14 protein-coding genes and 1 tRNA gene are annotated in these 19,442 nt (G+C 52.9%); 10 read left to right on the forward strand and 5 right to left on the reverse strand.

Going from position 1 to position 19,442, the window contains the following annotated elements:
- Window positions 1-69: 69 nt before the first annotated feature.
- Window positions 70-1,950 carry a putative bifunctional diguanylate cyclase/phosphodiesterase gene (locus CJO09_RS02970; protein ID WP_119441002.1) on the reverse strand — a complete coding sequence of 627 codons (1,881 nt, stop codon included), beginning with the start codon at window positions 1,948-1,950 and terminating at the stop codon, window positions 70-72.
- A 90-nt stretch (window positions 1,951-2,040) separates the two neighbouring features.
- Window positions 2,041-2,946, reverse strand: a complete 906-nt coding sequence (locus CJO09_RS02975) for a LysR family transcriptional regulator (protein WP_119441003.1) — start codon at window positions 2,944-2,946, stop codon at window positions 2,041-2,043.
- 88 nt (window positions 2,947-3,034) lie between these two features.
- Here CJO09_RS02975 and CJO09_RS02980 point away from each other — a divergent pair, with 88 nt between their 5' ends.
- From CJO09_RS02980 to CJO09_RS02990, 3 genes are all read left to right on the forward strand, one after another.
- Window positions 3,035-4,234 carry a 3-hydroxybenzoate 6-monooxygenase gene (locus CJO09_RS02980; protein WP_119441004.1) on the forward strand — a complete coding sequence of 400 codons (1,200 nt, stop codon included), beginning with the start codon at window positions 3,035-3,037 and terminating at the stop codon, window positions 4,232-4,234.
- Between the two features lie 78 nt (window positions 4,235-4,312).
- Window positions 4,313-5,401 (forward strand): aromatic ring-hydroxylating dioxygenase subunit alpha, encoded by a 1,089-nt coding sequence (locus CJO09_RS02985; protein WP_119441005.1) that lies wholly within the window; start codon window positions 4,313-4,315, stop codon window positions 5,399-5,401.
- Window positions 5,402-5,483: 82 nt separating this feature from the next.
- The gene (locus CJO09_RS02990; RefSeq protein WP_218961020.1) at window positions 5,484-7,004 is read left to right on the forward strand and encodes a serine hydrolase; all 1,521 of its coding nucleotides are present in this window, start codon (window positions 5,484-5,486) and stop codon (window positions 7,002-7,004) included.
- On the opposite strand, the gene CJO09_RS02995 is transcribed toward CJO09_RS02990, so the two are convergent.
- The 3 genes from CJO09_RS02995 to CJO09_RS03005 are packed head-to-tail and all read right to left on the reverse strand — an operon-like array spanning window position 7,001 to window position 10,585.
- Window positions 7,001-9,076 carry a hybrid sensor histidine kinase/response regulator gene (locus CJO09_RS02995; RefSeq protein ID WP_158582699.1) on the reverse strand — a complete coding sequence of 692 codons (2,076 nt, stop codon included), beginning with the start codon at window positions 9,074-9,076 and terminating at the stop codon, window positions 7,001-7,003. The genes CJO09_RS02990 and CJO09_RS02995 overlap by 4 nt on opposite strands.
- Entirely contained in the window at window positions 9,054-9,470 is a 417-nt protein-coding gene (locus tag CJO09_RS03000; protein ID WP_233758633.1) for a response regulator, read from the reverse strand. The genes CJO09_RS02995 and CJO09_RS03000 overlap by 23 nt, the downstream gene beginning before the upstream one ends.
- Entirely contained in the window at window positions 9,467-10,585 is a 1,119-nt protein-coding gene (locus tag CJO09_RS03005) for a sensor histidine kinase (protein WP_119441007.1), read from the reverse strand. Before CJO09_RS03005 ends, CJO09_RS03000 begins: the two co-directional genes overlap by 4 nt.
- A gap of 221 nt (window positions 10,586-10,806) precedes the next feature.
- Here CJO09_RS03005 and CJO09_RS03010 point away from each other — a divergent pair, with 221 nt between their 5' ends.
- The 7 genes from CJO09_RS03010 to CJO09_RS03040 all read left to right on the forward strand — a co-directional run bounded on the left by CJO09_RS03010 (window position 10,807) and on the right by CJO09_RS03040 (window position 19,328).
- The gene (locus CJO09_RS03010; protein WP_119441363.1) at window positions 10,807-12,090 is read left to right on the forward strand and encodes an ISNCY family transposase; all 1,284 of its coding nucleotides are present in this window, start codon (window positions 10,807-10,809) and stop codon (window positions 12,088-12,090) included.
- Between the two features lie 107 nt (window positions 12,091-12,197).
- Window positions 12,198-12,283 (forward strand) — tRNA-Leu (locus CJO09_RS03015).
- A 499-nt stretch (window positions 12,284-12,782) separates the two neighbouring features.
- Complete coding sequence (locus tag CJO09_RS03020; RefSeq protein WP_119441008.1) at window positions 12,783-13,040, forward strand: DUF4212 domain-containing protein; 258 nt, start codon at window positions 12,783-12,785, stop codon at window positions 13,038-13,040.
- Between the two features lie 10 nt (window positions 13,041-13,050).
- Window positions 13,051-14,877 (forward strand): sodium:solute symporter family protein, encoded by a 1,827-nt coding sequence (locus CJO09_RS03025; protein ID WP_114419899.1) that lies wholly within the window; start codon window positions 13,051-13,053, stop codon window positions 14,875-14,877.
- 89 nt (window positions 14,878-14,966) lie between these two features.
- A complete protein-coding gene (locus CJO09_RS03030) occupies window positions 14,967-16,805 on the forward strand; it encodes a DUF294 nucleotidyltransferase-like domain-containing protein (protein WP_114419901.1) in 1,839 nt (612 codons plus the stop codon).
- Window positions 16,806-16,845: 40 nt separating this feature from the next.
- Window positions 16,846-17,388: a hypothetical protein gene (locus CJO09_RS03035; protein WP_119441009.1), complete on the forward strand. Its 543-nt coding sequence runs from the start codon at window positions 16,846-16,848 to the stop codon at window positions 17,386-17,388.
- A gap of 14 nt (window positions 17,389-17,402) precedes the next feature.
- Window positions 17,403-19,328 (forward strand): 3'-5' exonuclease, encoded by a 1,926-nt coding sequence (locus CJO09_RS03040; RefSeq protein ID WP_119441010.1) that lies wholly within the window; start codon window positions 17,403-17,405, stop codon window positions 19,326-19,328.
- Window positions 19,329-19,442: the final 114 nt, after the last annotated feature.

Raw genomic sequence — 19,442 nt, forward strand, 5'->3', positions numbered from 1 at the left:
ATTCAACTAATTCAGTAATTTATACATTCCAGGCCCCGCTCGGCCCATATCGGTTAAGCGGGGTTTTTCTTATTCAGCCAGATGTTTTACCCATTGTTCGAAAGGCTCAGGCCTGCAAAACAAATACCCTTGATACACCACATCACCCCGGGCACTCAAAAAATCAGCCTGCTCATGTGTTTCCACCCCCTCGGCAACAACCTGCAGATTCATATGGTGTGCAACCGCCAGAATCGACTCAACAAGCGCGGCGCTGTCTTTTGCATTGGGTGCATCCTGAACAAATATTTTGTCGATTTTCAGCTCGTGTATTGGTAAGTGTTTAATGTAAGTTAGTGAGGAATATCCCGTGCCGAAATCGTCCAGGGAAAAGTGGATGCCGAGCTTCGTTAACGTGCGCATTTTTTCGGTTACATCAACCAGATCATGAATCCACAATGACTCTGTCACTTCAAAAGTGAGCCGTTCGGGATTGGCGCCGGTTGCATGCAGAATATGCTGAACCGATGAAAGAAAGCCAGGGTGCATGAAATGACGAGGGCTGATATTGACCGCCAATCGACCTGGAATTAAGCCATTTGAATCTTTGGCCAGTATTTCGCACGCCTCGTGTAACACCCACTCCCCTAACTCAACGATTAAATCGGTTTCTTCCGCAATCGGAATAAACACGCCTGGTGAGATGAGCCCGCGCTCTGGATGCAACCAACGCACAAACGTTTCGGCACCAACAACGGTGCCTTTGGTGTTCACTTGCGATTGGAAATAGAGGTGTAGTTGATTATCGGCGATGGCAATACGCAATTCGCGCTCGATTTGAAATTGTTGCTCCGCCACCACCGACATGGACTGCTCATAAAAGATACTTTGATTACCGCCTTTCCACTTGGCCCGGTGCATGGCAATATCCGCGCGCTTCAACACTTGAACAGGCGTATCGAAGCGGTCGTGCGGAAAAAACGTTATTCCAATGCTCACAAAAACCGGTATCTTCAAATCGTCGAGCTCAACCGGTGTTCTCAATTCCGCTCTAATACGCGTAATCCAGTCGGTCGCCACCTGCTCCAACTGGGAATCCGATGCAAAATTTTCGTTCAGTAAAACAAAAAAATCGCCGCCGGACATACGCGCCAACGTACCTTTTTGCATCAGCGTCTCTTGCAACCGGCGGGCTACTTCCTGCAACAAACGATCACCCACGTCGTAGCCCCTGGCATCGTTGAGCCGTGAAAACCGATCGAGATGAATCAGTAATACTGCACCTTTTTCACCTGAACCTAAACACAGGGACAAAGCATCGTCGACTTGCTCGGCCAGATAATGGCGATTGGGTAACGTAGTAAGCGCATCGTAATAGGCCAACCATTTCAGATTATCCCGGGTCTTCTCCTGTTCTTCGTAATCCTGAAACAAAAGACACACCGCTGCCGTGCCCGCAGGGTAAGCCAGTAAAACGGTTAACCAGATCTGCTCAACAATCGCAAACCCGACCCCGTTGGGAAGCAACAGAAACAAGAGCAGCATGAACAAATGCACCGCCAGCCCGGCACCGAACGCCTGGATGGCCGTTAAGCTGCCGTATCGCTGTCGGAAATAGTAGAAAATAACGCCGATTCCCGCCGACATGACAATGGTGGCGACACCAACCGGCATGCCGGCACCACCCAACCAGACACGATAAGCCCCCACCAGTAACGCCGAAACCCCGGCGGACACAGGCCCGCCAAAAAGGCCCGCTATAAACAACACAATGGAGCGGCCATCGAAAATAATGCCCTCACCGTACTCCAGGGGGGCCAACATACCCACCACAGCAACCGCCCCCAGCAATACCCCTAAAATCACCTTGCGCGACACCTTTTCACGCTTGTTGCGTGACACCACAACCTGATAAAAAACCATCAGGGAAAGCAGCAGACTAATGTTATAGATGAGGTCGATGAGCAACATTGAGGGTCAACTGAAACAAGGCATTGCCAGCATACACCAAGCGCGTTAATCGGCAACGCCAACCCCGATTAGAGTTTGTACCAACAACAGCTAGTTGGAACCGAAAATCTCGGCAACCGTTTTGCGCAACCATTTGTGTGCCGGGTCGTGCTGCATACGCTCGTGCCAGCTTTGCCGCACGTGATAAGACGGCATATCAACCGGCAATTTCATGACACGTACACCATGCGCACGCGCAAGCAACTTAGCTGCGCGGCCTGGCAGCGTGGCGATCAGGTTGGAACTGCCCACGACTGTTGCCACGCCAATAAAATTGGGCACCTGAACACCCACTTTGCGTTTCAAGCCCTGCTGCTGGAGATTATGTTCAATGATCAGGTGGCCGGTGCCGGACGTTTTCACAATCACGTGCTCCTCATCCTGAAAACTTCGAACAGTCAGTGCCTCTTTGACCCGCGGATGATCTTCGCGTACCAAACAGGCGAACCCATCTTCAAACAACTTTTGCTGCACATATCGTCCGTCAAGATCAGGTACGAATCCCAACGCCAAATCAACATCTCCATGCTGGAGCTGATCAGCAATTTCATTGGTAATTGTGATGACATCAACCTGAATATGCGGGGCAATGTCGCGGAATGTGTTCAAAATATGCGGTAACACCACAATTTGCCCCACGTCGGTCATGGCAATACGAAACAGTCGTGCGTCACTGGCAGGATCAAACCGGGGCTGGTAGGCCATGGTTGCCTCAAGCAAAGCAATCGCATTGGCGACCAACTCGTGTAATTGTTCGGCAATGGGAGTGGGTACCATTTTGCCGCCGACACGCACAAACAAAGGGTCACCAAAATGCTGGCGCAAACGCCCCAAAGCGAGGCTAACGGCCGGTTGCGTCAAATTCAGATTTTCCGCTGCACGAGACAAGTTTCGCGTTTTACAGATCTCGTCGAACAACTGAAGCAGCTTCAAATCGATATTGGCCAGCTTCTTCATAACCACGCCTAATGAAAAGTATAAAGTTGATTATATTGAATTAGAGTGAGCGACAACCGAGAATACGGGATAAAGGAGAAAACCGTATATGAATGAAGCAACTCACTCGGCTAAAGCCCCCATTCTTATCGTGGGCGGCGGCATCGGCGGCTGTGCTGCCGCAATCATGCTAAGCAAAGTCGGTTACACAGTATCATTGCTTGAGCAAGCAGATGAACTATCGGAAATTGGGGCCGGCATTCAATTAGGCCCCAACGCCTTCAGAATGTTCGATGCATTGGGCATTACCGCCGAAATAGAAAAAAGCGTTGTTTATCCAGAGCATCTGGTCATGATGGACGGCCTGACCGGCGATCAGGTTACGAGCATGAAAATGGGCCAGGCCTTTATTGATCGATTCGGCAAGCCGTACGGCGTTATTTATCGCGCCGATTTACACCGCGCGCTGGTTGATGCCTGTGAAAATAACGACAACGTGACGATTCACACGGGCTGCAAAGTCGCGGAGTATGACGATACGGGTAATAGCGTTAAAGTCACTACCGAGGACAATCGTACTTTTGAAGGCGCAGCACTCATTGGTTGCGACGGCCTATGGTCGCGCATTCGCAGCCGGCTTTTGAATGACGGACCCCCGCGGGTTGCAGGCCACATTGCCTACCGTGCGGTTCTTCCCATTGAGGAAGTTCCCGAGCATCTGTACCGTAATGATATGGTTTTATGGGCCGGCCCGCGCAATCACCTGGTTCACTACCCGTTGCGCAAAGGAGCGCTGTACAACCTGGTCGCCGTATTTCACAGCGACCGCTATGTGGAAGGTTGGGACGCCAAGGCCGACCCCGAGGAGTTGCACGCCCGCTTCGCACAAAACTGCGAGCCGGTAAAAGAACTTCTGTCAAAAATTGAAACATGGCGGATGTGGGTGTTATGCGATCGGGAGCCGGTTAAAACGTGGTCGAAGGGCCGTGTAACATTGCTTGGCGATGCTGCCCATCCCATGCTTCAATATATGGCGCAGGGTGCCGCCATGGCCATGGAAGACGCGGTTTGCCTGGCCGGCGAATTACGAAACACACAGAACTTCGAGCAGGCGTTTGCAAGCTACCAGAATAAGCGTTACTTGCGCACAGGGCGCGTTCAACTGACCGCGCGGTTGTATGGCGAAGCCTATCACGCGGCCGGTGTTACGCGTGAATTGCGTAATAATATGCTTGAGTCGCGAACGGACCATCAGGGTTACGAAAGCCTGGCGTGGCTTTACGATCCGTCGAACTCGCCCGCTTTTTAGAAAACCTGGAAGCGCACGTTCGACCTGAACAATAAAAATCTGTCATTTTGAATAAAGTAATTGTTGGAGGAGCAAACAATGATTTGGCTGAAGAACACCTGGTATGTTGCCGCCTTTGAGCATGAACTCGAGGAAACGACCATTAACCGCAAATTGCTGGGCGAAAATGTGATTATTTATCGCACGTCTGAAGGCGAGACTACCGCTTTGCAAGACCTTTGTCCTCATCGCCTGATGCCTTTGTCGGTCGGCAAACGGATTGGCGACGAACTCCAATGCGGTTATCACGGCATGAAGTTCAATGCCCAAGGCACATGCACGACCATTCCAGGACAAAGCCAAATTCCGGCAAAAGCCTGTGTCAAACGTTTTCCAACTGTATTGCGCCACGGTTTTGTGTGGATATGGATGGGAGACCCCGAGTTAGCCTCCGACACCCTGGTTCCCGATGTTCACTGGAATGATTCGCCTGATTGGACGCCTTCGCTGGGTTACCACCATTTCGAATGCGATTTTCGTCTTATGAACGATAACTTGCTTGATCTAAGCCACGAAAGTTATGTGCATACCCGCACTATCGGAAATGAAGAAGAAGAGTCTATCGCCAACTATCCTCTTAACGTCACGGTCAGCGGCGACCGCCTTATTCGTGCTCACCGCGAAATGCCGAATATCGATCCTCCCCCTTTCTTCGAAATGGTGCTCAAAAGCAGTAACCCGATCAATCGCTGGCAAACAGCAATTAACCTGATGCCGGGCATCAACATGACAGACGTGGGTGTATACCCGGTTGAGAAAGACCGCTCGCAGGCTCACGTCATGCATGTTTTGCATTTACTCACCCCCGAAACGGAAAAATCCACCCACTATTTCTGGGCAGTTGACCGCAACTTTGATCTGGGCGACGAAAAACTAACCCAGGGCATCAAAAAATCCATTGACGATACCTTTAATGAAGACAAGGTTATTCTTGAAATCCAACAGAAACAGCTGGATGAAATGGGCGGGGAAAGCATCCCCAACGTTGCTATTCGGCTGGATGAAGCTGCCGTAAGGGCACGCAGAATGCTGGATATGCAAATTCAAAAAGAAGCCGAAGACCCGAAAACGGTGCTGGAACCCCTGCCGCTGCTTGAAGAAGCTGAACCGGAAGCGGCCGAGGCCTAACCGCATGCAAAAACTCTGCCGCGTTTTTCGTCCATTCGCTTTTGCAACAATAAGTATCATGGCTGGGGTCACGGCCCCGGCCATGGCCACCCCCCCTGACCTGATCCTGGGTGCGTCACCCAGCGATGATGTGGTCGCCATGGCACAACCAGACCCAGGTCAGGCGATTGCTGCATTACCCGAAATTGTTAAACGCATTATGGAGCGCAGCGGCATACCCGGGCTGGCCGTCGCGGTCGTGCACAACAACCAGGTTGTGTTTCGCCAGGGTTTTGGAGTTCGCGAGGTTGGCAAAGCTGAACCTGTGGATGAAGATACTGTCTTCATGCTTGCCTCTTTGTCGAAGTCATTAACAGCCTCTCTTATTGCCACGCAGATAACGCAAGGGAGGGTAAGCTGGGCCGATCCCGTTGTTCAGCATTTACCCAAGTTTCAACTAAAAGACGCCTACGTCACTCAAAACGCAACCATTGGCGACTTTATGGCGCACCGTACCGGCCTGCCGTTCGCTGCGGGCGACGCACTGGAAGACTTGGGGTACGACCGCGACTACATCCTTGGAAAATTACACCTGCTTGACCTGAACCCGTTCAGGTCTTCTTACGCGTACGCCAATTTCGGTACGACAACAGCCGGGCAGGCCGTTGCCGCAGCGGCCGGCCAACCCTACGAAGCTTTATTGGAAAAGGACTTGTTCCTGCCTTTGGGTATGACCGCATCAAGTGCAAGATATGAAGACTACCTGGCGCGCCGGAACCGTGCATCCTTGCATGCTTTAACCAAGGGTGATTTCAAGCCACTATATGAACGTAACCCCAATGCGCAAGCCCCTGCAGGCGGTGTTTCGTCCAACATCAAAGATATGTCGCAATGGCTGAAATTTTTGTTGGCCAATGGCAAATTCGAAGGGAAAACCATTGCATCACAAGAAGCGCTGGTTCCTGCCATGAGTATTCAAACCATCACCAATCAAGTGGCAACCGATATATCACGCCCCAGCGCTTACGGCTTTGGATTCGACTACGGAATCGAAGCGAATGGACGCACGACAATAAACCATTCGGGCGCGTTCCTGCTGGGTACTGGCACCCATTTTCGTATAGTGCCATCGGCCGATCTTGGCATTATTGTTTTAACGAATGCCAGCCCGGTAGGCGCGGCCGAAGCAATTGCAGCGGAGTTTATCGACCTTGTCTCTTACGGTGAAGCCAGACGTGACTGGTATGCAGGCTACAACCATGTTTTATCGGGCATGTTCGACCCTGTTGGTGATTTAGTCGGTAAAGCACCACCCACGGAACCCAAAGCAGCTTTGCCCCTGAATCAATACACCGGCCTATTCAACAACAACTATTTCGGCCCGGCGCGCATTCAATTAAACGAGGGCAAACTGCAAATCACTTTGGGTCCGACGCCACAGGTCTATCCTTTAACTCATTGGGACGGCAATACCTTTGCCATGAAGCCGTTCAGTGAAAACGAACCCGCCGGCTCTATTTCATCGGTTAAGTTCCACACCGAAAATGGCACAATAACGGGCTTTACCGTGAACTATCTTGACCGTTACCAACAAGGCAACTGGACTAAACAGCAAGAGAACTAGCCACGCATTGCCAACCCTACCGCCGCCACCAGCTTTTCGCGACGGTAGGGCTTATGCAAAACATCGTCGTCCAGATCGGCCTGGCCTAGCGAAGCATGTATTTCGTGCCCTGCATAACCCGTGGTGTACAACACTTCCAACTCAGGCCTTAACGCACGCGCGCGTTTAACCAGTTCGCGCCCGTTCATGCCGGGCATCAAAATATCGGTGAACAATAAATCACACACTTGCCCCGCCCGTAAAAGCTCAAGCGCCTGTTCAGGTGTTTGAGCCGGGCAAACATGATAGCCCGCCGATTTCAATGCATTTTCAACATACGCCCGAACATCGGGATCGTCTTCAACCACCACCACCGTTCCTTTGGCTTTTTGCGCAACTTGAGTCAAGGTTGAAGCTGCTTTGCCGGATGTTGAACCACCCTGAGCACACGGTAAATAAAGCGTGAATTTCGCCCCTTGCCCTGGTTCCGATTCAACACTAACATGGCCTCCCGACTGAAGCGTAAAACCAAAGACCATCGCCAACCCAAGACCCGAGCCCTGCCCTTCAGCCTTGGTTGTAAAGAAGGGTTCAAATACGTGGGGCAAGTCGTCTGCAGCAATGCCGGCGCCGGTATCCGCCACCGATAAGGCAACATAGCTCCCCGGCGCCAGATTCGAATCAATTACCACTTCATTGCTTTCGTTATCAACCCGTATTGAGCTGGCTGAAATATTAAAACAGCCGCCCTCAACCATCGCATCACGGGCGTTAACGGCCAAATTCAACAAGGCGTTATCCAGTTGTCCTGCATCGACAAGAATTGGCGGCAGGTCTGCAGGGAAATCAAGATTGATGCGAATTCGCGTACCCAGTACATTTTTTAGCAGCGGCAACATACCTCGCACCACTTTTTCAGCGTCCAGACGCTCCGGTTCAAGCGGTTGACGGCGGGCGACCGCAAGCAAATGACGCGTGAGCTCCGCCCCTTTTTCAGCCGCCTGCAGAACCATGTTCACCAGCGTAATCAAACGTGGATCGCGCTGTATTTCTTCCGATAATAACTGGGCATTGCCCAAGATAACGGTTAAAAGATTGTTGAAGTCGTGCGCCACTCCACCAGTTAATTGGCCAAGCGACTCCAATCGTTGTGTTCGTTGTATTTGCTCTTCCAGCCTTATTTGCCGGGTTCGGTCGGTGAAGCCTCCAACCACCCGTTTCGCTCTGCCGCTCTCGTCTCGAAGAATGTGCGAGCGATCATCAACATGCAGCCAATGCCCGTTACCATGCCGCAACCGGTACTTAACGAACCGGATCTGCACATCCGACTGTAAATCTTGCTCAAGTGAATCAAGTACCCGAATACGGTCATCCGGATGCAACAATTCGCGCCACAATGAGCCTAATTGATCGGCGGCGGGCACAGGATGCCCCAGAACCGGAAACCATCCCGCACTGACCCAGTAACGGTTGGTGGCTATGTCCCAATCCCAGGCCACGTCGGTTGTTGCTTCGGCAAGCAAGCGAAAGCGTTCCTCACTTTCACGCAGTGCGGCTTCCGCGCGCTCCCGCCGTTCTATATCCTGCCGTAACACCCTGTTCACACGCTCAAGTTCGGTTGATTTCTCTTCAAGTTTGCGCACCAGGGTGTGACTATACAACTTGAATAACGGTTCATTTCCATAGCGCGCCAACACGGCCTGATCAGACGGCCGAGTCACAAATCCACGCCCAAGCACTTCATTCATAACCGACAAAAAAACATCGGGCTCAGTGGGTTTCAGCAAAAACTCGTCGCAGCCAAGATCACGGGCCAGCTTTTCATCCTCGGGTTCGGTATACGTTGCGGTGTAAACAATAAAAGGAATGGACTGCAAAATAGGATCACTTTTCCAGGCCTGCAGCAATGCATAACCGTCCATTTGCGGCATCAGCAAATCAGAAATAATAATGTCGGGAGGCGCTGCTTGCGCCTTTTCAAGTGCCACCACACCGTTGGGGGCCGCCATCACCTGATGCCCAACCGCCTCAAGCAGCACACGCAGGTAATAAACATTATCTTCTTTGTCGTCAACAACCAGAGCCTGAACCACGTCGGCCTCCTGATTCCGCGCTGCCGCAATACGCTTCAACCTGTATCACAAATGTATCCGGGTCGATCGGCTTTTCAACATAACCGTCACACCCAGACTCAATCGCCCGCTCACGGTCGCCCGGCATTGCATATGACGTGACCGCCACAATGGGAATGTGAGCCGTTGACGCGTGGCGACGAAGCTCTGCGGCGACATCATAGCCATGCATGGTCGGGAGCTGAATATCGAGCAAAATAAGATCGGGCTGCCACTGCTGGGCCTTGCGTATCCCCGATGCCCCGTCAATCGCCGATTGCACCGTATGACCGCGCTTTTCCAGAAGAAAAGTCAGCAAATACCGGTTTTGTTCGTTATCTTCAATAATCAGTATCCGTAACGGCAATAACGTCATGACATCTCCAGCGGTAGCGTCACTGTGAAAATGGTACCTTCCGACCACACACTGCGTACCGTAATCGTTCCTCCAAGCAACTTAACGAGTCGCGAGCAAATTGCCAGACCCAGACCGGTACCTTCGTGCGCCCGCGTGAGCCCGTTATCGACCTGACTAAATGGGTGAAACAGCGTACCGATATCTTCAGGCTTGATACCTATTCCGGTGTCACGAACCTGAATACGAAGGGCTTGGCATGGCGGTGCCTGTGCGTTTACATGAAACGCCGGATCCAAGGTTAATTGAATAACAGCGCCGCCTTCGTCTGTAAATTTAATTGCATTGTTTAATAGATTAATAAGAATTTGTTCCACCCGACGACGATCGCTATACATACTGCCGACATCGGGTGCAATTTCCACCTGCAAACGCAAACCTTTTTGTTCCGCCAGCGGCTGAACCAAACCGACTACTTTGTGAGCCGAATCCGAGATATCGAAGGCCTCAGCACGTACTTGAAGTTGACCTGCTTCAATTTTCGATAAATCGAGCACATCGTTAATCAGATCAAGCAAGTGCCGCGCACTCCCGCGCACCATGCCTAACTGGCGTTGCTGCTCGGGAGTGAGCGGCCCGGCCATACCCTGTAAAACGATGCCGGTAAACCCAATAATAGAATTCAACGGCGTTCGTAATTCGTGTGACATGGTTGCCAGAAAAGCCGACTTTAAACGGTCTGCGTCGCGCGCCCTGTTTAGGGCATTCTCCAATTCATGAGTGCGCCCCGACACCTTTTCCTCAAGCGATCCATTTAGCTCGCGCAGTGCAGCATAGGCCTGCTCCAGCGCACCAAACGCCTTCCACATTAGCCAAAAGAGCAGTGCCGACGTTACCGCGACGAACGCCAACCCTTTGAAAACACTCCACCGGGCCAAAGTTTCCTGATCCAAGGCAAGACTGAGCAATGCATAATCTGAGAAATAAATCCAGACGATGGACACCATGGCATAAACCAAGGTGATGGTGGAGACCCGGGAACGTGGCGACCAAACCGCTCGCGAACGCCGGGCGGTAAAGACCGGAGAGGAAAATGCCCCCTTCCGTTTACGAACAGGTGCCTCGAAATTAGCCATTGTTCTCCTGCCCTACCCATCGTCCGAAAAAGATTATTGAATATAGAGCGGCGCTCATCACACCGTCAACGAAAACTTGGCGAAAAGAATGCACGCTGCATCTGCGCTGATTGATCTTGCTGATTGATCTTGCCTGTCAGTGCAACGTGAGAATGTCCTGTATCTGCTAAATAGAAATGTCCGGTTGGCGGACAAACGAGCAGGGGCACAGGATGATCACGATGAGCGAACGCGACACGCACCGTCTTGGTGTACTTGAACGGGTTAGGAGTGGGCATTTGAGTCAAGTCCAGGCGGGACTGGAACTGGGTTTGAGTACGCGCCAGGTGCGCCGTTTGCTTACACGCTATGAGCGGCAAGGTGCCCGGGGGTTAGTGCACTGTTTGCGCGGGCGCCCCTCGAACCGGCGTACCCCGCAAACAGTGCTGGATCAGGCCCGGCAGTTGGTGGGGGCTTATTATGCGGATTTTGGTCCCACGCTGGCCAGCGAGAAGCTGCTTGAGCGTCACGGCATTGCGCTGTCGGTAGAACATACCCGTCAACTCATGACCCAGGCCGGGCTGTGGCATCCCAAACGGCGGCGCAACAAGCCCATTCATCCGATGCGTGAGCGACGCACCTGCCGGGGTGAGTTGATTCAAATCGATGGCTCGCCGCACGACTGGTTTGAGGGGCGTGCACCGCGCTGCACGCTGTTGGTGTTCATCGATGATGCCACCAGTGAGCTGATGGCGCTGCGCTTTGTTGAGCAGGAAACGACCCGTGACTATTTAAGCGTCTTGCAACAATACATTCTGGCGCATGGTCTACCGGCCTGTCTGTACAGTGATCGCCATAGCATTTTTGTGACCAATCACGGTCAACAGGAGCACGTTAAACCCACGCGTTTTAATCAGGCCCTGCAGCGGCTGGGCATCGAGGCCATACAGGCGAGCAGCCCGCAGGCCAAGGGGCGGGTCGAGCGCGCCAATCAGACGCTGCAAGACCGGTTGGTTAAAGAGATGCGCCTGGCGGGCATTAACGGCATGCAACAGGCCAATGCCTGGTTAGAAGCGTTTCGCCGTGGGCATAACCAACGCTTTGCCGTGGCCGCGCATAACATGCAGGATGCCCATGTGCCTTACCTGAGCCGCCCTGAAGCGCTGGTGCAAGCCTGTAGTCTGCATTATGAACGCATCCTGTCGCGTGCACTGACCTGCCAGTTCAACGGCAAGCTGCTACAGATCCAGGCACCGGGTCAGCAGCGTCAGTTGGCCGGCAAGCGTGTGCAGATTCTGGAGCAGCCGGACGGGCAACTGACGCTCTTGTATAAAAACGCATCACTGCCCTTTGAAATGGGGCCCAAATCCAACAAACTACCCCCGGTGGATGCAAAACAATTAAATGACGTCGTGACGCATAAAATCGACCGACGTGAACTCAACAGACGGCCTGCACCCGATACCCATCCCTGGAAAAGATGGATATCCACAGAGCCCAACCCTCGGGGACAAATAGCCCCTTAAACAGGACATTTCTACTTTGCACAAAAGCGGACATTTCTATTTAGCGTTGACAGCTGATTGATCTTGCCATGCCAGACACGCGAATTTATGTCATAATTTGGGGCTTCGCGTCCATGGCGGAATTGGTAGACGCAAGAGACTTAAAATCTCTCGCCCATAGGGCGTGCCGGTTCGATTCCGGCTGGACGCACCACCCTGTTTTTCCTAGTCTCAAGCCTTCGGGCTTTCTCCATTGCATTTACCGGTGCAAGCACCCAACGACGTATTTCAACCACGCTCGTTTTTACCCCGATTGACACGGTATCAAGAAACCTTATACAAATCGGATAAACCGGTATAGAATCCAAAAAAACAAATAAGAAGCAATAACAAATAACAAGATTCCGGCATCCCGGCATGTGTCGTGCCGAAGATGCGCCCACAAGGGAGGGCCGTAATGGCTTACAGAAGTCAAACCTGCGCAAGGTTGTTCTGTTGCAAACAAGCGGTAACGCTAACCGCAAGGGGTTTTGTCAGCCCTGCGATTCACGCTCTTGAACATCTGCTATACCAAAGGATACTTTCAACCCCGCCGCAGTGCGGGGTTGTTTCGTATACGGCCACCCGGTCTCTGCAAGCCCGGGTCGCTGTTCATTGGGGGAGACGCACGTGGGATAAGTGTGCCTCATGGAGACAACGACAAGGAGTTATTTATGGTGGACAAAACATCCTCTGAAGCCTATTGGAAGGCAAATCTCCGCATTATCTTGATTTCACTCATTATCTGGTTCATTTGCTCTTTCGGTCTTGGTATTATTCTGCGCCCCGCCCTAATGGGCATCTCGGTAGGCGGAGCAGACTTCGGGTTCTGGATGGCTCAGAACGGTTCGATCTACGTATTCATCATACTGATCTTCGTTTATGCGAAGTTGATGAATTCCCTGGATCGCGAACACGGCGTTGAAGAGTAAGGGGAACCCTATGGATCAATTTGTCCTCAATCTGATATTTGTCGGGGTCACCTTCGCCATTTATATCGGTATCGCCTTCTGGTCACGTGCGGCTTCAACTTCCGAGTTCTACGCGGCCGGCCAGGGGGTGCACCCGGTACTCAATGGGATGGCCACAGGGGCCGACTGGATGTCTGCCGCCTCGTTCATTTCCATGGCGGGTATTATCGCCCTGGCGCCTACCGGCGGCTACACACAATCTGCCTTTCTTATGGGGTGGACAGGCGGTTATGTGCTGCTGGCGCTGCTACTTGCCCCCTATCTGCGAAAGTTCGGCAAATTCACTGTCCCGGAATTCATTGGTGAACGTTTCTACTCAAACGGGGCGCGTGTCCTGGCCGTAATCTGCCTGATCGTCATTTCCATTACCTACGTGATCGGGCAAATGCGCGGTGTCGGGGTTACGTTCTCTCGTTTCCTGGAAGTCTCCACCGATGTCGGTCTTTATATCGGTGCCGCAATCGTATTTATTTACGCGGTATTCGGGGGAATGAAAGGCATTACCTATACCCAGGTGGCGCAATATGTCGTGCTCATTATCGCGTATACGGTACCAGCACTTTTTATCTCGCTGAATCTCACCGGAACCGTTATTCCGCAACTGGGTTTTATCGGTGGGTATGCTCCTTCAGGTGGGGATATCAGCCTATTAACCAAACTCAATGAGGTGGTCACTGAGCTTGGCTTCACCGCCTATACGGCAGATACGCCCAATCGGCTTAACATGTTCCTGTTCACGCTTTCGCTCATGATTGGCACGGCGGGCTTACCACACGTCATTATCCGCTTCTTCACCGTACCCAAAGTGGCGGATGCCCGCTCCTCTGCAGGCTGGGCGCTGGTATTCATTGCCTTGCTATACACCGTAGCACCCGCAGTAGGCTCAATGGCTCGCCTGAACCTAACCACCACCATGTGGCCGGCCGCCATTACCAGCACCGCCACCAGCGGCCCCGCGCTTTCCCTGGAGGACATTCAAACCAAACCCGAGCTTTCATGGATTCGCACGTGGGAGGCAACCGGCCTGCTGGATATGGAAGATAAGAATGGTGACGGCCGAATCCAGTACTACAACGATAAAGCCCCGGCCGACTCACCCATTATGCAAATGGCTCAAGAGCGTGGCTGGAAAGGCAACGAACTGGTGAAAATCGACAACGACATCATGGTCTTGGCCAATCCCGAAATTGCGGGCCTACCTGGCTGGGTGATTGCGTTGGTGGCAGCCGGGGCGCTTGCTGCAGCACTCTCAACAGCGGCGGGGCTATTGCTTGCTATTTCGTCAGCCATCTCTCACGATTTGATCAAAGGGTCCATTAAGCCCGACATTACGGAAAAAGGAGAGCTCACGGCGGCCCGAATATCCATGACCTTTGCCATTATCCTGGCGACCTGGCTGGGGCTGAACCCCCCGGGCTTCGCCGCCCAGGTGGTGGCGCTGGCCTTCGGTCTGGCTGCGGCAACCATCTTCCCTGCACTCATGATGGGTATCTTCTGGAAACGCATCAATAAGCAAGGCGCCATTGCCGGTATGTTAATCGGCCTGCTGTTCACTGCCATTTATATCTTTGTGTACAAAGGCTGGTTCTTCATCCCCGGCACCAACAACCTGCCGGATACCGCCGCAAACTATGTCTTTGGCATATCGCCACTGTCGATCGGCGCGGTGGGTGCGTTGGTTAACTTTGTTGTGGCTTATCTGGTCTCGTCGGCCACTGCGGCACCTCCACAACATGTTCAGGAATTGGTCGAATCAATCCGCGTTCCGAAAGGAGCCGGTGCCGCGACACACCATTAACCTGAGACAAACCGGGCGGGGTTCCCTGCCCGGGCTTTTTCACATGAAGGGTACGCCATTGCGGCGTACCCATTTTCTTCAAGCCGCCCATGGTACAAACCGTCTTGTCGCGTTCCGAAGCTGTTGAATTTCTTGAAACTGTGGCTCCCTATAATGGTTTGCCCGCCAGTCAACTGAGCGCCCTGGCCGAAACAGTTTCGATCCTTCATTACTCAAGCGGTGAGTTTGTTTACAAAATCGACGCGCCGCTTGAAGGCCTTCATATTATTGTTTCGGGCACCATTGATATCAGTGATCGCGATGGAAAGCGCGTGTCTCAGTTGGCAAAAAGGCAAAGCTTCGGCGAGCGCGGCCTACTGCGTGACGGCAAGGCGTCTACCACCGCCCGTGCCAAGACAGACGCCGTAACGTTACTGATACCCGCTGCGACACTGCATCAACTTATCAAACAGTTTCCAGCCGTAGCGCATTACTTCTATTACGGCGAACGGGCACGACACCAACCCGGCGACCTCAACTCCCTGAGGGTCAGAGACTTAATCACGCGCAAAGCCATCTCGTGCACACCCGAAACTACTGCGGCCAACGCCGCACAAACCATGCGTGATCAGAACATATCATGCCTGGCGGTTGTCACGGCAGACACACAGAAACTGGTGGGGATGATTACGGTTCGCGACTTAACCTTCCGTGTACTCGCTCAGGCACTGGATGCCTCGGTTCCCGTACGCGAGGTCATGACACCCAACCCCCCCACGCTATCACCGAATGCACTGGGCTCGGATGTGTTGCGCACTATGATGGAGCACAACATCGGCCATCTTGCCGTGATTGATCGGGATCAGTTCTCGGGCATTATCACGCAAACCGACCTAACCCGTTTCCAGGCCGTCAGTAGCGCCTTACTCATTCACGATATCAGCCAGGCAAGCAGTATTGAGAAAATGGTGGGCATCACCTCGACGCTACCCCGTTTGCTGGTACAAATGGTGGCCGGCCAGCAGCGCCACGAAATCGTCACTCGCCATATTACCGATATTACCGATGCCATTACCCGACGCTTACTCGCGATGGCTGAGGAGCAATTGGGTTCGCCCCCTGTGCCTTACCTATGGCTCGCCTGTGGCAGTCAAGGGCGGCAGGAACAAACCGGTGTTTCCGACCAGGATAATTGCCTGTTTCTGGACGACCGCGTCACGCCCGAGGACATGCCGTACTTTGAACAACTCGCCCGCTTTGTCTGCGACGGCTTGAATGCGTGCGGCTATGTTTACTGCCCGGGCGACATGATGGCAAGCAACTCGCGATGGCGACAGCCGGTATCCACATGGCGAAACTACTTTGAGACCTGGATGAAACGCCATGCGCCTGAGTCACATATGCTGGCCTCTGTTATGTTCGATCTGCGCCCTATCGCAGGCCGGAACGAGCTGTTTCAAAACCTGCAGGCCGAAACGCTTGAAGCCGCTTCAAAAAAATCCATTTTTATGGCTCATATGGTCGCCAACAGCCTGAAACATACTCCGCCGTTGGGGTTGCTGCGAGGCTTCTCGACGGTTCGAACAACACGCGGCGGCAACCAGGTCGACCTGAAACATAACGGCGTGATTCCAGTCACTGATCTGGCTCGGGTTTACGCGCTGCAAAGCCAACTTAAGGAAATCAATACACGTGCGCGCCTTCAAGCCGCCGAACAAGTCGGTATGATTTCAAGCGCCGGGGCCAGGGAACTGATTGCAGCCTACGATTTAATTGCAACGCTGCGATTGGAAAACCAAATGCGCCTCATCCAGGCAGGGCAAAAACCCGATAACTACCTATCCCTTTCTGAATTACCTGATTTTCAACGCCATCATTTGCGCGATGCTTTTGTCGTTGTAAGAACGATGCAAGCTGCTATTAGCCAAGGCCGCAGAATGCCGGTATAAAACCAATACGGGCAAACTATTCACAGGAGACTTCTTTTTCATGCTGGGTGATTACATCGCGATGCTGGCCATTGGCGTACTGGCCGCCTGTATTGTTTTTATTCTCGGGCGACTCCTGCGCCGAAGAGGGCGCCAATTACCGCGCTGGATCATGCCTTTCGCGATCGGCGCTTCAGTCATCACCTATTCCGTTTGGAATGAGTACACTTGGTTTAATCGCATGCAATCCGCACTACCCGATCACGTCGTCGTCGTAGGGACAGGCGAACGCTCAATGCCGTGGGCGCCCTGGACCTATCTCGCCCCTGTCGTTTCACGTTTTGTTGCTGTCGATACCGCCGGCATCAGCCGATCGGAAATGCGCCCGGAACTGGTTCGAATTCAGATATTTCTGGTTGAAAGATGGCAAGCAACACGCACCGCCGTCGTTGCTTTCGATTGCAATAAAAGGCTACGCGCCGATTTAAGTGCAACCGCCCGTTTGTCGGCCGAAGGGACACTTACCGGAACGCAGTGGCAGCCGGTCCAGAACGATACCGCATTGCTCGAGGTAGCGTGCGAACACAGAGCCCGGCCCACTTAACCCAGCAACGTCATATGGCAACTTCGTACCGCCCCCGACGCCGGCTGGCCCTGTTATTTGCGGGGCTGGCTGCAGGCTGCCTTACGGCCCTGGCCGGCGGGTTGATTTATGGATACCATCGGGCAAATGATCCCGACATTCTGGAGGCCGTTGTCATCGGTGGCGTCATTGCCGGTTTTGTTATTAGCGGTCTGATTACTTGGGTATGGTTACTGATAGACGAAAATATCGCCCGACGCGCACAGCGCTTAACCGGCTTGATCCGTGCCGGCACACACAGCCAAATCACCCAGTTTCCCAACGCCGCTCCTAACCCCTACTTGGGCGACCTTGAAATTGCGGCCACGGAACTGGCCCACGCTTTCCTGGACACACGCTCCATTCTGCAGCGAACCGTTAAGCGGGAAACTGAACAACTGGCGCTTGAAAAAACAAGGTTGGAACGACTTTTAGGCGATGTTCCTGTCGGCGTGATGATCTGTTCTGCAGAACATCAACTTGTGTTTTACAACGGTCACGTCATGAGCTTATTAGGGGGCCTTGAAACCGGGATCCCACCGGGCTTGAATCGACCGGTTTCCGATTATCTCTACACCTCGTCCATAGAACACGCATACGAACGATTGCTGCGCACGCAAGACCCGGAAGCCGCATCGGACATTCTTTGTGCCACCGTCGAAGAAGGGCGTGTTCTCGCAGCACGAATGCGCCTTCTCGACGAAACGCCCAACTCCAAAACAGATGGGCAACAGCCCCACCCCGGTTACGTACTGACAATAAGAGATGTAACAGGTGATCTTGCCGCCCACAGCATTCGCGCCAACACCGATCGCCCCGGTGATTGGCCATTATCCATGATCCGATCCAGCGACCTCGCTGCTGCGCTGCAAGCAACCCTGCGCAGCAAAGGCCTGCTGATTGCTATTGACAGCACCGAACTCATATTGCGCTGCGATGGTTTCCAAGTCATTGCAGTACTCTCGTTACTGGTACAGCGCCTACCGTCCCCCGCAGAGCAAATCAAGCTCATTATTACGCACGCAGGTGCCGGAGCGAAGCTGCAAATAGAATGGCAGGGAAAACCGCTCGCACAGCACGAGCTGGATAGGTTGTCGGATGAGCCTGTTGATGTCGGGCTTGCAAATATGACCGTGAAAGGCATTCTTTCAATCCATGGCGCCTATTGGCTGGCTGATTCATCTGCCGCCGGGCCGCAGGTAAATTTGTTTCTGCGTGAAGCGCGGTTGGCTCAGCGCCGCCCACCGTCCATACCACGAGCGGTTGTATACGACTTCGGGCTGCTCTCAAAAGCCGGTAATGCGGAAGTCTCGGCCACCCAGTTAGACGAACTGACCTATGTTGTGTTCGATACGGAAACAACCGGCCTAAGTGCTGAACAAGACGATATTGTGCAAATTGCGGCCGTGCGTATTGTGAACGGCCGGCGCATACAAAATGAAGTATTTGATACGCTGGTAAACCCCAGGCGCACCATACCTGCCGCGAGCACAAAGGTGCACGGCATTACCGACACCATGGTTGCCAATGCACCGGATATCGCCACTGTCATCCAGCGCTTTCACAAATTTGCCCAGAACGCGGTTTTGGTAGCACACAATGCGCCATTCGATATGGGCTTCCTGAAAAAATATGAAGCTCAAACCGGCTGTCGCTTTTCCAATCCCATACTCGATACTGTGCTGCTATCGGCAGTTTTATTTGGCGAGAGCGAAAGCCATAGCCTTGATGCCCTGGCGCATCGACTGGGCATCACGATTTCCGAGGAAGCCCGCCATACCGCCATTGGCGACGCCACCGCAACAGCCGACGCCATACTTAAAATTATCCCTGCGTTGAAGGCGCGTAATCTCAACACGTTTGGCGATGTACTGAAAGAGGTACGAACCCACCGGCGCTTACTTCAAGACCTGAATGGTTGAGCGGAGCCCGATTTGTACCTCATCCTCCGGCAAGCACTGCCTATGTTTATTTCTCGCTCGATACTGATGAAACAAAAAATTATGCCGGGACGAACCCGGCATAATTATTCCAAA

This window comes from Neopusillimonas maritima (genome assembly GCF_003576595.1).
Taxonomy (GTDB): domain Bacteria; phylum Pseudomonadota; class Gammaproteobacteria; order Burkholderiales; family Burkholderiaceae_B; genus Neopusillimonas; species Neopusillimonas maritima.